The organism is Bradyrhizobium sp. 33ap4 (assembly GCF_032654765.1).
Taxonomy (GTDB): domain Bacteria; phylum Pseudomonadota; class Alphaproteobacteria; order Rhizobiales; family Xanthobacteraceae; genus Bradyrhizobium; species Bradyrhizobium australafricanum.
In genome coordinates this window covers 60,687-74,954 of record NZ_JAUMTJ010000049.1, presented here as the reverse complement: position 1 = coordinate 74,954, position 14,268 = coordinate 60,687, and the positions used below count along the sequence as shown (strand labels likewise).

At 65.6% G+C, this 14,268-nt stretch carries 13 protein-coding genes and 1 pseudogene; 4 read left to right on the top strand and 10 right to left on the bottom strand.

Translation table 11 applies throughout. The features are described 5' to 3' along the window. Positions 1 to 61: 61 nt before the first annotated feature. The 3 genes and pseudogenes from gshB to rsmI form a co-directional block, all read right to left on the bottom strand. Positions 62 to 892 (bottom strand): annotated as a pseudogene (gene gshB, locus Q2M23_RS31285) (glutathione synthase); the annotation flags it as partial. A 25-nt stretch (positions 893 to 917) separates the two neighbouring features. Continuing rightward, positions 918 to 1,304 carry a YraN family protein gene (locus Q2M23_RS31280; RefSeq protein WP_076833711.1) on the bottom strand — a complete coding sequence of 129 codons (387 nt, stop codon included), beginning with the start codon at positions 1,302 to 1,304 and terminating at the stop codon, positions 918 to 920. After that, positions 1,291 to 2,244 carry a 16S rRNA (cytidine(1402)-2'-O)-methyltransferase gene (rsmI, locus tag Q2M23_RS31275; protein WP_316398099.1) on the bottom strand — a complete coding sequence of 318 codons (954 nt, stop codon included), beginning with the start codon at positions 2,242 to 2,244 and terminating at the stop codon, positions 1,291 to 1,293. The genes Q2M23_RS31280 and rsmI overlap by 14 nt, the downstream gene beginning before the upstream one ends. A gap of 321 nt (positions 2,245 to 2,565) precedes the next feature. Here rsmI and Q2M23_RS31270 point away from each other — a divergent pair, with 321 nt between their 5' ends. Beyond that, positions 2,566 to 3,780: a penicillin-binding protein activator gene (locus tag Q2M23_RS31270; RefSeq protein ID WP_057020352.1), complete on the top strand. Its 1,215-nt coding sequence runs from the start codon at positions 2,566 to 2,568 to the stop codon at positions 3,778 to 3,780. Between the two features lie 192 nt (positions 3,781 to 3,972). Here the strand turns inward: Q2M23_RS31270 and hemW are convergent, their stop codons facing one another. Genes hemW through rph form a run of 3 tightly spaced genes read right to left on the bottom strand, consistent with a single transcriptional unit; the run spans position 3,973 to position 6,477 of the window. Continuing rightward, the gene (hemW, locus tag Q2M23_RS31265) at positions 3,973 to 5,130 is read right to left on the bottom strand and encodes a radical SAM family heme chaperone HemW (protein WP_253588381.1); all 1,158 of its coding nucleotides are present in this window, start codon (positions 5,128 to 5,130) and stop codon (positions 3,973 to 3,975) included. Beyond that, complete coding sequence (rdgB, locus tag Q2M23_RS31260) at positions 5,117 to 5,752, bottom strand: RdgB/HAM1 family non-canonical purine NTP pyrophosphatase (RefSeq protein WP_057020354.1); 636 nt, start codon at positions 5,750 to 5,752, stop codon at positions 5,117 to 5,119. Before rdgB ends, hemW begins: the two co-directional genes overlap by 14 nt. An 11-nt stretch (positions 5,753 to 5,763) precedes the next feature. Continuing rightward, complete coding sequence (gene rph, locus Q2M23_RS31255) at positions 5,764 to 6,477, bottom strand: ribonuclease PH (RefSeq protein WP_016841497.1); 714 nt, start codon at positions 6,475 to 6,477, stop codon at positions 5,764 to 5,766. A gap of 182 nt (positions 6,478 to 6,659) precedes the next feature. Between rph and hrcA the strand changes: the two genes are divergently transcribed. Together hrcA and grpE are read left to right on the top strand one after the other, a co-directional pair. Continuing rightward, positions 6,660 to 7,748 (top strand): heat-inducible transcriptional repressor HrcA, encoded by a 1,089-nt coding sequence (gene hrcA / locus Q2M23_RS31250; RefSeq protein ID WP_016841498.1) that lies wholly within the window; start codon positions 6,660 to 6,662, stop codon positions 7,746 to 7,748. A gap of 165 nt (positions 7,749 to 7,913) precedes the next feature. Next, positions 7,914 to 8,519: a nucleotide exchange factor GrpE gene (gene grpE, locus Q2M23_RS31245; protein ID WP_028341763.1), complete on the top strand. Its 606-nt coding sequence runs from the start codon at positions 7,914 to 7,916 to the stop codon at positions 8,517 to 8,519. Between the two features lie 48 nt (positions 8,520 to 8,567). Here the strand turns inward: grpE and Q2M23_RS31240 are convergent, their stop codons facing one another. The 4 genes from Q2M23_RS31240 to Q2M23_RS31225 form a co-directional block, all read right to left on the bottom strand. Beyond that, on the bottom strand, positions 8,568 to 8,993 hold the full coding sequence (locus Q2M23_RS31240; protein WP_316398098.1) for a VOC family protein: 426 nt from the start codon (positions 8,991 to 8,993) through the stop codon (positions 8,568 to 8,570). Positions 8,994 to 9,061: 68 nt separating this feature from the next. Further along, positions 9,062 to 9,916 (bottom strand): helix-turn-helix domain-containing protein, encoded by an 855-nt coding sequence (locus Q2M23_RS31235; protein WP_316398097.1) that lies wholly within the window; start codon positions 9,914 to 9,916, stop codon positions 9,062 to 9,064. Positions 9,917 to 9,938: 22 nt separating this feature from the next. Beyond that, positions 9,939 to 10,649 carry a bifunctional nicotinamidase/pyrazinamidase gene (gene pncA / locus Q2M23_RS31230; protein WP_316398096.1) on the bottom strand — a complete coding sequence of 237 codons (711 nt, stop codon included), beginning with the start codon at positions 10,647 to 10,649 and terminating at the stop codon, positions 9,939 to 9,941. A gap of 97 nt (positions 10,650 to 10,746) precedes the next feature. Then, positions 10,747 to 11,682, bottom strand: a complete 936-nt coding sequence (locus Q2M23_RS31225; protein WP_057020358.1) for a hypothetical protein — start codon at positions 11,680 to 11,682, stop codon at positions 10,747 to 10,749. Positions 11,683 to 12,248: 566 nt separating this feature from the next. Between Q2M23_RS31225 and dnaK the strand changes: the two genes are divergently transcribed. Continuing rightward, positions 12,249 to 14,150, top strand: a complete 1,902-nt coding sequence (dnaK, locus tag Q2M23_RS31220; protein WP_026192053.1) for a molecular chaperone DnaK — start codon at positions 12,249 to 12,251, stop codon at positions 14,148 to 14,150. Positions 14,151 to 14,268 lie beyond the last annotated feature (118 nt).

Here is a 14,268-nt window from a genome sequence, read left to right as displayed (position 1 = left end):
CAAGCGTTCTTAGGAAGACAACTATAACACTCAACTCCTTGGCTCACAGAACGACATGGCTACGATCCGACTTCACGTCGATGCCGACGAACAGCAGGCCGCGTTGGCGCAGCGCAGGTCCGAGCGTGGCGCAGATTTCGCGCTCGCGATCGGAGAGTTCGGTCGCCGCGGCTGCGCCGCCACGGACCATGTTGGAGCGCAGATCGTCCGCCGCCGGCACGCGGTTGACGGCGCCGGCGAACTCGCCGTCGACCAGGATGATGCGCTTGTCACCATGCTTCACCTCGGGGAGGAAGCGCTGGATCACCCAGGGCTCCTTGAACGTGACCGAGAACATGTCGAACAGCGAGCCGAAGTTCATGTCCTGCGGCATCACGCGGAAGACGGCGGCGCCGCCATGGCCGTGCAGCGGCTTCATGACGACGGCGCCATGCTGGTCGCGGAATGCGTTGATCTCGTCGAGATCGCGCGAGATCAGGGTCGGCGGCATCAGCTTCGGGAAGTTCATCACGAACAGCTTTTCCGGCGCGTTGCGCACGCTGGCCGGGTCGTTGACGACCAGCGTCTTCGGATGGATGCGCTCGAGGAAGTGGGTCGAGGTGATGTAGGCGAGGTCGAACGGCGGATCCTGCCGCAGCAGCACGACGTCGAAGCCGTTGAGCGCTTCGCGCTTCGGCTCGCCCAGCGTGAAATGATTGCCGACCTCGTCGCGCACGGTGAGAGGCTGCACCGGCGCCACCAGCTCCTCGCAGCGCAGCGACAGCTTGTCGGGCGTGTAGTAGGAAATGCCGTGGCCGCGTTTTTGCGCCTCGAGCAGCAGCGCAAAGGTCGAATCGCCGCGGATATTGATGCGCGCGATGGGATCCATCTGGACGGCGATCTTCAATTTCATAAGCGTGTCCCGCGAGGTCTTGAGGTTAATTAGGGCTGGCGTCGAATGCCGCTAACAAATGGCGCGGCAGGCTCTTCGGCGCAATCAGCACGGCGTCGAATCTGAGCTCGAATTCGGCATGTTCGGGATGCGCCATCAGCCAGGCCTGGGCGGCATTGATGATGCGCAGCTGCTGGCGCGGCGTCACCGCATAGGCGGCGTCGTCGAGGCTGGCCCGGGCCTTGACCTCGACGAAGGCCAGCAGATTGCGCCGGCGCACCACCAGGTCGATCTCGCCAAAGGGGGTGCGGAAGCGTCGTGCCAGGATGCGATAGCCCTTGGCGATCAGAAGCGCTGCGGCGCGGCTCTCCGCCGAGATGCCGGTTCGGAACGCCGCGACGCGCTCGGGCGAGGCGCTGTCAGTCTTCGCCATTGCCGTCCCCGATGGTCTTCGCAAGCTCGAGGGCACGGGCATAGACCTCGCGGCGCGGCCGGCCCGACAGTTCGACCGCATGGGTGACCGCATCCTTGACGCTGCCGCGGCCGAGTTGCGCCCGCAGCAGACCGTCGAGCGTATCCTGGTCCATCACCCCGGCATCATCGGCCGGCGGTCCGATGACCAGCACGAACTCGCCGCGTGTTTCCAGCGCGTCCGCGCCTGCCGCCAGCGCGGCGACCGGCGCGCGCGTGATCTCCTCGTGCAGCTTGGTCAGCTCGCGGCAGATCGCGGCATCGCGGCCGGCCATGATCGTGGCGAGATCGCGCAGCGTGTCCTGTACGCGATTGCCCGATTCGAACATCACGAGCGTCGAATCGACCCTCGCCAGCTCGTTGAGCCGGGCGCGGCGCGCGTGCTCCTTGGCGGGCAAAAATCCCTCGAAGAAAAACCGGTCGGTCGGCAATGCCGCGACCGACAGCGCCGTCAGCACCGATGATGGCCCCGGCACCGCGATGACGGCATGCCCGGCGGCGCAGACGTCGCGCACCAGCTTGAAGCCGGGATCGGAGATCAGTGGCGTGCCGGCGTCGGAAACCAGCGCGATCGCGGCGCCCTGCGCCAGCCGCTCCAGGATTTTTGGACGGGCCTGGGCCGCGTTGTGCTCGTGGTAGAGCGCAAGCTCCGCGGCGATCGCATAACGCTCGGTCAGCCGCCGGGTAATCCTCGTGTCCTCGCAGGCGATGACGTCGACACCGGCCAGCGTTTCCAGCGCGCGCAGGGTGATGTCGGCGAGATTTCCGATCGGGGTCGCGACCAGATGGAGCCCGGGTGCTGCCCTTGGCGCGGCCAATTGCTGGCCGCCGATCGAAAATGTTCTGGCCGCAGCGCCTGTCGTGGCATCCGAACTGTGGAGGGAACTGGCTTTTGCGCGCATAATGCCAATCTAGAGCGTTTTCGAGCGAAGTGGGTACCGGTTCGCGTGAAGAAAACGCGTCAAACCGAGAATCTAGAGCCCCGTTCCGATTCAATCGGAACGGGATAAGCTCTAGAGGGATGGCGGCGCTTGCGCCACATCCGCAAACGGCGGTGACGGAACGCTGGCTGACGGGGGAATGGAGGCCGCGGCAAGGGCGCCGCGGGGCCATAATCCTTTTGTTTTAGTTAACTATTCGCCGAGAATATGCCTGAATCCACCCGCCTCATCAGAGCTGGATGGAGTCCTGGCTGATCACGGTCGGCCAAGAGAAGAGAGACGATGGAAGGCCCGCATCACCGCAAGTCCCCGCCGTCGGGCACCACCCGGCGGACCGCGCTCGGCCTCATCGTGGGCGCGCCGCTGCTGACGGCCTGTTCCGGCGTGCAGCAAAGCCTGAGCCAGTTTTCCAGCCCGTTCGGCGGCAACCAGGAAGGCGGTCCTGCCGGCCCGCAGCAGCAGCCGCAGGCGGTCGGCACCGGGCAGGTCAAGATCGGGCTGATCCTGCCGCTGTCGGCTTCCGGCAATGCCGGGCTTGCCGCCCAGTCGATGCGGAACGCGGCCGAAATGGCACTGGCGGAATTTCAGAACCCGAACATCCAGCTCCTGATCAAGGACGATGGCGGCAGCCCGCAGGGCGCATCGCAGGGTGCCCAGCAGGCACTGTCCGAAGGCGCCGAGATCATCCTGGGACCGCTGTTCGCAGGCTCGGTGCCGGCCGTCGCGCAACTGACGCGGCCGCGCGGAACCTCGGTGATCGCGTTCTCCACCGATTCGAGCGTGGCCGGGCGCGGCGTCTATCTGCTGAGCTTCCTGCCGGAGTCCGACATCAACCGCATCGTCGACTACTCGGCGGGGATCGGAAAGCGCTCGTTCGCCGCGATGGTGCCGGACAACGCCTATGGCAACGTGGTCGAGGCCGCGTTCAAGCAGGCGGTCGGCCGCAAGAACGGCCGCGTCGTCGCATTCGAGAAATATGGCGCCGATCGCGCGACGCCGGCGCGAACCGTGGCGCAGGCGCTCGGCCAGGCCGATGCGCTGCTGATCGCCGACGATGGTGATTCGGTGGTCGCGACCGCCGATGCCTTGACCGCAGCCGGCGCCAATCTGCGCAACATCCAGCTGCTCGGCACCGGGCTGTGGGACAATCCGCGGGTGTTCGCGAGCCCCGTCTTGCAGGGTGGCCTCTACGCCGCGCCCGATCCGTCCGGCTTCCGCAGCTTCGCCGGGCGCTACCGCGGCAAATATGGCGGCGAGCCCGTGCGCACCGCGACGCTTGCCTATGATGCCGTGGCGCTGATGGCGGCGCTCGCGCGCACGCAAGGGGCGCAGCGCTTTGCGCCGGAGACATTGACCAATCCGTCCGGCTTTGCCGGTATCGACGGTCTGTTCCGCTTCCGCTCCGACGGCACCAATGAGCGTGGCCTTGCGGTCATGAAGGTGGCCTCAGGCGGCAGCACGCCGGTGGCAGGCTCGCCGAAGAGCTTTGGCGCTTGATTTTCGTCGGGCGGTCAAGCTGCCTTGTCGAGCGCCGGCACCCGCCAGCTCCTTTGCATGGGGTTGTTTTCGATATTTGGCAGCATGCACCTAGAGCGGTTTCGAGCGAAGTGGATACCGGTTCGCGTGAAGAAAACGCGTCAAAACAAGAATCTAGAGCCTCGTTCCGATTCAATCGGAACGGGATAGGTTCTAGGCGGCGAGATCCGCAACGACCGCGTCGAGCACCGGGAATCCCGACGTCGTCACCCGCAGTCGTCCGTCGGCGTCGACGGCGATCGCGCCTTCCTCGCGCAGCATCGCGATCCGGTGCGGGTCGAGCTGGCGGCCGGAGAGCTTCGCATAGCGCTTGGGATCGATGCCCTCGGCGAGCCGCAGCCCCATCAGCAGAAACTCGTCGGCGCGTTCTTCGCTGTTGAGGCTGTCATCGCTGACGACGCCGTGACCGCGCTCCTCGACGTTCAACAGCCACGCCTCGGGGCGCCGCTCGGTTGCGGTCGCGTGCCTGACGCCATCGATGTCGAGCCGGCCATGTGCGCCGGGGCCGATGCCGGCATATTCCTCACCGCGCCAGTAGACGAGGTTGTGCTTGCACTCCGCGCCGGCGCGGGCGTGATTGGAGATCTCATAGGCCGGCAATCCCTCGCGGGCGCAGACCTCCTGCGTCACGTCGTAGAGCGCGCGCGCGGTCGCTTCGTCCGGCGTCTGCAATTTGCCGGCGGCATGCAGCCCGAAGAACGGCGTGCCTTCCTCGATCGTGAGCTGGTAGAGCGACAGATGCTCGGCCGCTTCCGAGATCGCCTGCTTCAGTTCATCGGCCCACATCCGCGGCGTCTGGTCGGGGCGGGCATAGATCAGATCGAACGAGTAACGGTCGAACGCAGAGCGCGCGATCGCGACCGCGTCGAGCGCCTCGCGCGCGGTGTGCAGGCGGCCAAGCGCCTTCAGCGAGACGTCATCGAGCGCCTGCACGCCGAGCGAGACGCGATTGACGCCGGCTGCGCGATAGCCGCGAAAGCGCGTCGCCTCGACGCTGGTCGGATTGGCCTCGAGCGTGACCTCGACATCGCGCGCCACCGTCCAGTGCTTGCCGATCGCATCGAGCACGGCACCGACGGTCTTCGGCTGCATCAACGACGGCGTGCCGCCGCCGAGGAAGATCGAGGACACCTGCCGCCCCGGCACGCGCGCGGCCGTCGTCTCGATCTCGCGGGCGAACGCGCGCACGAAACGCTCCTCGTCGACCGGCGCATGCCGCACATGGCTGTTGAAATCACAATACGGGCATTTCGACAGGCAGAACGGCCAGTGCACGTAGACGCCGAAGGCTTCTCGGTCAGCGTGGCTCAAGGCAGATCTCCGCGAGCTTCACGAAGGCGCGGGCGCGATGCGACAGGCCGAGCCCGAGCGGCGGCAGGCCGTGCTTCTCGATGCTGGTCATCTCGCCGAAGGTCCGCGTGTAGCCGTCGGGCAGGAAGGCCGGATCGTAGCCAAAGCCGGCGGTGCCACGCGGCGGCCAGACGAGGGTTCCATCGACGCGGGCCTCGACCTGCTCGAGATGATCGTCGGGCCAGGCCACGCACAACGCCGACACGAAGTGCGCCTTGCGCCGGTCCGGTGCGGTGGCGCCGCGTTCCTGCAGCAGCCGCTCGATCCGCGTCATCGCCGCCATGAAGTCCTTGCCCTCGCCGGCCCAGCGCGCCGAGTAGATCCCGGGCGCGCCGTCGAGCGCGTCGACCACGAGGCCGGAATCGTCGGCGAAGGCGGGCAGTCCGGTCGCCTTCGCTGCCGCGATCGCCTTGATCGCCGCGTTGGCGCGAAAATTGTCGCCGGTCTCCTCGGGCTCGGCGAGGTCGAGCTCGCCGGCCGACACCACCTCGACGCCGTGCGGCGCCAGCAGTTCCCGCATCTCGGCAAGCTTGCCGGGATTATGGGTGGCGATGACGAGCCTTCCGGTGATTCGGCGGTGCATGACCAATCTGACTACGCCACCGCGATCTTTTGCAAGTCGACCAGACGCGCGACACCTTTGCGCGCCAGCGCCATCAGCGCCAGGAATTCACCTTCCGAGAACGGCGTCTTCTCGGCGGTGCCCTGCACCTCGATGATCCGGCCGTCGCCGGTCATGACGAAATTGGCGTCGGTGTCGGCTTCGGAATCCTCGGCATAGTCGAGATCGAGCACCGGCGTGCCCTGGTAGATGCCGCACGAGATCGCCGCCACATTGTCGCGCAACACATTGGTCTTCAGCATGTTGCGGGTCTTCATCCAGTTGATGCAGTCGGCCAGCGCCACCCAGGCACCGGTGATCGAGGCGGTGCGGGTGCCGCCGTCGGCCTGGATGACGTCGCAATCGACCGTGATCTGGCGCTCGCCGAGCGCCTCGAGGTCGACGGCCGCGCGCAGCGAGCGGCCGATCAGCCGCTGGATCTCGACCGTCCGGCCGCCCTGCTTGCCGGCCGAGGCCTCGCGGCGGGTGCGTTCCAGGGTAGCACGCGGCAGCATGCCGTATTCGGCGGTGACCCAGCCGCGGCCCTGGCCCTTCAGCCACGGCGGCAGCCGCTCTTCCAGCGTGGCGGTCACCAGCACATGGGTGTCGCCGAACTTCACCATGCAGGAACCCTCGGCATATTTGACGACGCCGCGTTCCAGCGACACGGGACGCAGTTCATCGGGTGCACGGCGGCTTGGCCGCATGAAATCCTCCAGAAATCCGAGAAAATTGGCTGGCGGTGCTTGTAGGAGCGGGAAGGGGCAGCGGCAAGGGTTTTGGCGAGGGTTTTCGGCCCCGGTAGGGTCCGGTACGACGGGGCCGAATGCATGCTTGTCATCGGCCTCCCGGATCGACAAATTATGCAGTAATTGTGAGGGACTGGAGTGTGACTCACCACGATCCGATTGGCCTGATCGCGCCGCATGCCGGGCTCGCCCAGCTCAACGAGCGTTCGCGCGATATTTTTCGTCAAATCGTCGAAAGCTATCTCGCAACCGGCGAGCCGGTCGGTTCGCGCAACATTTCGCGCCTGATCGCATTACCGCTGTCGCCGGCCTCGGTCCGCAACGTGATGTCGGATCTCGAGCAGCTCGGCCTGATCTATGCGCCGCACACCTCCGCCGGCCGCTTGCCGACCGAACTCGGGCTGCGCTTCTTCGTCGATGCGCTGATGCAGGTCGGCGACCTCACCGAGGCCGAGCGTCAGTCGATCCAGACCCAGCTTGCGGCCGTCGGCCGCGCGCAATCCGTCGAGGCCGCGCTTGGCGAAGCCTTGACGCGGTTGTCGGGGCTGACCCGCGCCGCGGCGGTGGTGCTGACGCAAAAGTCGAATGCGCGGCTGAAGCACATCGAGTTCGTCCGGCTGGAGCCGGAAAAGGCGCTGGTCGTGTTGGTCGGCGAAGACGGCCAGGTCGAAAACCGCGTGCTGGCACTGCCGCCGGGTGTTCCATCCTCAGCCCTGACCGAGGCGACCAATTTCCTCAATGCGCGGATCCGCGGCCGGACGCTGGCCGAAGCGCGGCTCGAGCTCGAGACGGCACTGACGCAAAATCGCGCCGAGCTCGATCAGCTCACGCAAAAGGTGGTCGCGGCGGGCATCGCGAGTTGGTCCGGCGGCGAGAATGAGGACCGCCAGCTGATCGTGCGCGGTCACGCCAATCTGCTCGAGGACCTGCACGCGCTCGACGATCTCGAGCGCATCAAGTCGCTGTTCGACGATCTCGAAACCAAGCGCGGGGTGATCGATCTGCTCGGCCGCGCCGAACGCGGCGAGGGCGTGCGGATCTTCATCGGCTCGGAGAACAAGCTGTTCTCGCTGTCGGGTTCCTCGACCATCATCGCGCCCTACGGCGACGCCCAGGGGCGGATCGTGGGCGTCCTCGGCGTGATCGGACCGACGCGGCTGAACTATGCGCGGGTGATCCCGACCGTCGATTATGCCGCGCGCATCGTCAGCAAGATGCTGGGCGGCTGACCGGGGGGCGATTTCGCTTTCATTTGACGGGTTTTCTTCACCCAAGCCGGAGATCCCAGTTCCCGAGACCGGTATGTTGCGCTTGATTTTCGCCGCCCAAAGCACGATATCCCGGCAAGCAATCCCCAAGATTTGAACCGACGCGAGTTTTCGAGAAGGCAAGCCATGACCGATCCGAACCGGGCCAATGACAACACCGAGAATTCGGCGCCGACGGGTGAGCCCGTGGTCTCGAAGCCCTACATCATGCCTGACGAGCCCGAAGCCGGATCGGCGGAGGCGCTGACCAAGGAACTCGCCGAGGCGCGCGACCGGACGCTGCGCACCCTGGCCGAGATGGAGAATCTCCGCCAGCGCACCCGCCGCGAGGTCGCCGACGCCAAGACCTACGGCATCACCGGCTTTGCCCGCGACGTGCTCGATATCGCCGACAACCTGCAGCGCGCGCTCGATGCGGTGCCGGCCGAGACCAAGGAAGCCGCCGATCCCGGCCTGAAGGCGCTGATCGAAGGCGTCGAGCTGACCGAACGTTCGCTGCTCAACGCGCTGGAGAAGAACGGCGTCAAGAAGTTCGACCCGATCGGCGAGAAGTTCGATCCGAACTTCCAGCAGGCGATGTTCGAGGTGCCCGATCCGTCGGTGCCGTCGGGCACCGTGGTGCAGGTCGTGCAGGCCGGTTACATGATCGGCGAGCGCATCCTGCGTCCGGCGCTGGTCGGCGTCTCCAAGGGCGGCGCCAAGGCCGCCCCGACCGCTGACATCACCGCCTGATCCGTCCGATCCCGGACACCCGTCTGTGAGCTCGCGGATTGCGCGGGCTCACAGTCGCGGCTTCTCGTGTGCCTTCGGCCAATAGGTGCCGAAGCTCCAGAGATTTCCTTCCGGATCGCGGCAGGCGAAGTCGCGGCTGCCATAATCCGTGTTTCGCGGTTCCATCTCGATCTTCGCTCCGGCAGCCTTGACCTTCGCGTGCAGCGCGTCGGGATCGTCGACGGCGATATAGATCGAGTCGGTGCGGCGGTTGTCGAGGTCGCCGACCAGCCTGCCATATGCGTCGTCGCGGCTCTGGCCCAGCATCAGCATCGAGGAACCATAGGCGAGCTCGGCGTGATGGATCACGCCGCCATCGCGGTAGACGACGTGTTCGGTGAACCCAAGCACCGTCGTGAGCCAATTGGTCATCGCCTCGGCATCCTTGCAGCGCAGGGTTGGGTAGATGCGGGGCGGTTCGATGTCGTGCGTCATGGTCGCTCACCTCCTTGGCTGACGGCGCCATCCTGCACGGGGCAACGCGGCGTTGGCTTGAAGGTTTGTTACCAGTCCGCCAGCCCATCGCCGGCGTGAACCAGCCGGCGGTCGGTCAGCGCCCGGCGGCGCGCCCAGGCGGTTGGCGGTTCGCCTGCGAATTCGACGAACTCGCGGGCGAGATGGGCCTGGTCGGCATAGCCGCTTTCCGCCGCGATCCCCGCCCAGCCAAGCGCTGCGCCGCTTTGCGCCAGCCGGCTCGCCCGGTGAAACCGCATCATGCGCGCCAGCGATTTGGGGGCGAGGCCGAGTTCGGACCGAAACCGGCCAGCCAGATGCTTGCGGCTCCAGCCGATCTCGTCGGCCAATGCCGTGATGCTGATAGCGCCGGCCGAACGCGCCAGTTTTCGATAGGCGAACGCGATTTCGGGAGACGGCATGTGGCCGGCGCGGCGCAGCACGAACGCCTCGATCAGGTCGAAGCGGCGCTGCCAGCAGGTCACGGCGCCGAGCTGTTCGCGCAGACGACGGCCATCATGGCCGAGCACATCGTCGATATCGACCATGCGCCCGACCAGGTCGGTCACGGCGCCGCCGAAGAAGCCGTAGGCGCCGAGCGGGGTGAAATCGACCTGCACGCAGGCGGCGCGCCCGTCGGACTCGATGTAGACAGGCCCGGCATGCAGGCCGGCGGCGAAGCTGAGCTGACGATCGGCCGCACCGGGCTCGCGCGACAGCGCGATCAGGAACGGCGAGCCGAAACTGATGATCAGCGGGACGATCAGCGGCGCGGTCTGCCGCTGCGCGAACCGGCCCGTTGCGGTCTCGCGATAACCGGTGATCCGGACGATCAGGCCAGCCATGCGCGGCGACGGCAGGCGCTGCGCGAGATCGAATGCATGAGGTGACGCAGGCTCGGCCATGCGAATCTCGCGAGGCTGCGTCTTACGCGATATCCGAGGACTGGATGCGCTTGACGCCGGCCTTGGCCAGGTCGTCCCAGGCCTTGGCGAGCGATCCCTGGGTGTCGATGCCGCGGCAGGCATCTTCCACCACATAGGTCTCGAAGCCGGCCTTGCGCGCATCGAGCGCGGTCCATGCCACGCAGAAATCGGTGGCGAGCCCGGCCACGAAAACCCGCTCGACGTTGCGCGCCTTGAGATAGGCGGCGAGCCCGGTGGTGGTCTTGCCGTCGGCCTCGGTGAAGGCGGAGTAGCTGTCGACGTCCTTGTGAAAACCCTTGCGGATGATCAGCTCGGCCTGCGGGATCGCGAGTTCCTTCGACAGCGATGCGCCGTCGGTGCCCTGCACGCAGTGGTCGGGCCACAGCACCTGCTTGCCATAGGCAAGGTCGACGGTCTCGAACGGCTTCTTGCCGGAATGGGTCGAGGCAAAGGAGATGTGTCCGGGCGTGTGCCAGTCCTGCGTCATCACCACATTGGCAAAGCTCTTGGCGATCCGGTTGATCACCGGCACCACCTGCTCGCCGTCCTTCACCGCGAGGCTGCCGCCAGGCAGGAAGCAGTTCTGGACGTCGATCACGAGCAGCGCGGAGCCGTCGTCGGGCTTGATCGCAGCCGCCCAGAGATGTTTTGGAACCAGCGCGGCAAGCGCCAGCGTACCGAGGCCTGCAACAACCTGTCGTCGATCCGGCATCGAGCCCCTCCTCGCTTTGATAATTGCACGAGGAGGCTAGTTCCGTTCGGCGAACGACGAAAGTGGGATTTTTCCGACTGGAGCTGCGAGCGGCTGATCAGCCGCGCGGCTGGATGCCGTCGCGCACCGCGCGGAAGCGCGGGAAGGCCTTCTCCCAATCGGTGCGCGGGGAGCTGCCGATGATACGCATCGATGTCTGCGCGCCGAATCGCAGCCACTGCACGATGGTCACCGGGGTATTGTCCTTGCCGCTGACGGCGTCGATGCGCGTCTCGAAGCCGGGCTGGCCGTCGATCCGGATCGGTTCGGACATGGTGATCCGCCCGTCGCGCACGCCGGGGATCGTGGTGGCGATCTGCTGGGCGAAGCGGCCGCGATCATCCGGTGTGGCCGGGGCCGAGCCGATGATGCCAAGCAGCATAAAGGGCTTGGTCTCAAGGCCCTTGTCGTCGCCGTCGGCCATCAGCAGCGCCGCGCCCGGCGCCAGCATGCGGACATTCTTGAAGCTGCTCAGCTCGGTGACCTTGAACGGCATCATGCTTAGCTGCTCGTCGACCGGCACCTCGTTGCGGATCTGGGCGGTGGCGAACATCTGCCGCACGGCGTCGTCGGTGTAGATCTTGCTCGCGTTCTCCGGCACCTGCACCGCGACATAGCCGGAGAAGGTCGGTCCCGGCAGGATCATGGAATAGCGCCGCACATTGGTGGTGCCGTCACGCGCGCTCTCCACGGTGTAATAGGCGAGGCCCGCCGGCGTCTCGAGGCTCTCCGGCTTGATGTTTCCGCTACCAGCCGGGTTGGCCTTGAAGGCGCTCACGACCTCGTTGTAGGCGTCCGCGGGCAGATCGGCGATCAAGACCTTCACGCCCTGGTCCTCGGTCTCGAAGCCGATGAACGACTTGGCGCGGTTGAGGCCCACCAGCGGCTTCATCCCGACATGCGCGCCCGGCGGAAACACCACGTCGGCGGCAAAGCCACGACAGGTGGCAGCAAGCAGCAAGGCAACCGCAACGAGAAGTCGAAAAGGCGTCATGGGGAATCTACCGGTTTTGCTTGGTGGCCGCGCAACGGGGCCGGTGCAGGGCTGGATGGCCTCTTTCAGTCGGACCGCTTTTAGCGGTTTTGATGACCCTGTAACAGGCCGCCAAAGCCGCACTCCGGGCCTGCAGGCCCGATTCCAGGGGCTTTTCGTGCCCATTGGCTGGCACTTTCCAGTTTCCCGACGTTTCCGACGATCGGCCACCAGCGGCCAAACAGCGCGCCCTCGGCCTGCGCCCGCTTCCGCATACGACGTTTGTGAGTGTTCACTCAACAGCGCGGACGTCGCGTGGCGGATGTTCGCGGTCGACGGCGTGCCGCATCATTGCCGATTTGTTAACTTGGATCGGGCTTGAACCGGCGCTGCGGCCGGGCTGACACAATCTTTCAAACGTCAGTCTTTTCAGGCCTCAACGTTGCGTCCAGTCCTTGCGGGCAGGACCCTCTCTCCTATATCAGGCTCACCGTCGCAATATCGCGAGTATGTGAACGTCTGGGGGTTCGGTACGGAGCGCCGTCAGGGCCCAACCAACCTGCCGTAGCAAAGAGGATATCAAAACCATGGGTAAGGTCATTGGGATCGACCTCGGCACCACGAATTCGTGCGTCGCCGTAATGGATGGCAAGAACGCCAAGGTGATCGAGAATGCCGAGGGCATGCGAACGACGCCGTCGATCGTTGCTTTCACTGACGATGGCGAGCGCCTCGTCGGCCAGCCGGCGAAGCGCCAGGCGGTGACCAATCCCGAGCGTACGTTCTTTGCGGTGAAGCGCCTCATTGGCCGCCGCTATGACGACCCGATGGTCGAGAAGGACAAGAAGCTCGTTCCCTACAAGATCGTCAAGGCATCGAACGGCGACGCCTGGGTCGAAGCCGATGGCAAGACCTATTCGCCCTCGCAGGTCTCGGCCTTCATTCTGCAGAAGATGAAGGAGACCGCTGAGGCGCATCTCGGCCAGAAGGTCGAGCAGGCCGTCATCACGGTTCCCGCCTATTTCAACGACGCGCAGCGTCAGGCCACCAAGGACGCCGGCAAGATCGCCGGCCTCGAAGTGCTGCGCATCATCAACGAGCCGACGGCTGCCGCGCTCGCCTACGGTCTCGACAAGTCGAAGTCCGGCACGATCGCCGTGTACGACCTCGGCGGCGGCACCTTCGACGTCTCGATCCTCGAGATCGGCGACGGCGTGTTCGAGGTGAAGTCGACCAACGGCGACACCTTCCTCGGCGGTGAAGATTTCGACATGCGCCTGGTCGGCTATCTCGCCGACGAATTCCAGAAGGAGCAGGGCATCAACCTGCGCAACGACAAGCTTGCCCTGCAGCGCCTGAAGGAGGCTGCGGAGAAGGCCAAGATCGAGCTGTCGTCGACCACGCAGACCGAAATCAACCTGCCGTTCATCACGGCTGACCAGACCGGTCCGAAGCATCTGACGATGAAGCTGACCCGCGCCAAGTTCGAGGCGCTGGTGGCCGATCTCGTCGAGAAGACCATCGAGCCGTGCCGCAAGGCGCTGAAGGATGCCGGCCTGACCGCCGGCGAGATCGGCGAAGTGGTGCTGGTCGGCGGCATGACCCGCATGCCGAAGATCCAGGAAGTCGTGAAGCAGTTCTTCGGCAAGGAGCCGCATAAGGGCGTCAATCCCGACGAGGTCGTCGCGATCGGCGCTGCGATCCAGGCCGGCGTGCTGCAGGGCGATGTCAAGGACGTGCTGCTGCTCGACGTGACCCCGCTGTCGCTGGGCATCGAGACGCTGGGCGGTGTGTTCACCCGCATCATCGACCGCAACACCACGATCCCGACCAAGAAGAGCCAGGTGTTCTCGACCGCCGAAGACAATCAGGGCGCTGTCACCATCCGGGTCTTCCAGGGCGAGCGTGAAATGGCGGCCGACAACAAGATGCTCGGCCAGTTCGACCTGATGGGTATTCCGCCGGCTCCGCGCGGCATGCCGCAGATCGAGGTGACCTTCGACATCGACGCCAACGGTATCGTCAACGTCTCGGCCAAGGACAAGGCGACCGGCAAGGAACAGCAGATCCGGATCCAGGCATCCGGCGGTCTGTCCGAAGCCGACATCGACAAGATGGTCAAGGACGCCGAGGTCAACGCGGCCGAGGACAAGAAGCGCCGCGAGGCTGTCGACGCCAAGAACCATGCCGACGGGCTGGTTCACTCGACCGAGAAGGCTCTGGCCGAACACGGTTCGAAGATCGCCGACACCGAGCGCCGCGCGATCGAAGACGCCGTCAGCGACCTCAAGGAAGCGCTGAAGGGCGACGACGCCGAGGCGATCAAGGCCAAGACCAACACGCTGGCGCAGGCTTCGATGAAGCTCGGCGAGGCCATGTACAAGCAGCAGGCCGAGGCCGATGCGGCCAAGGACGCTGCTAAGGATGACGTTGTCGACGCGGAGTTCACCGAGGTCGACGACGACAAGAACAGCAAGAAGTCTGCTTAAGCGGATTTGCGATCATGACCCTCACACCAATGAGCACGCGCCGCGTCTCAGAGGAGTGGGGGTCATTTTTCTTTAAGGCGATCGCTGCATCTTCCAGACAGGCGCAATCCTTGACGCA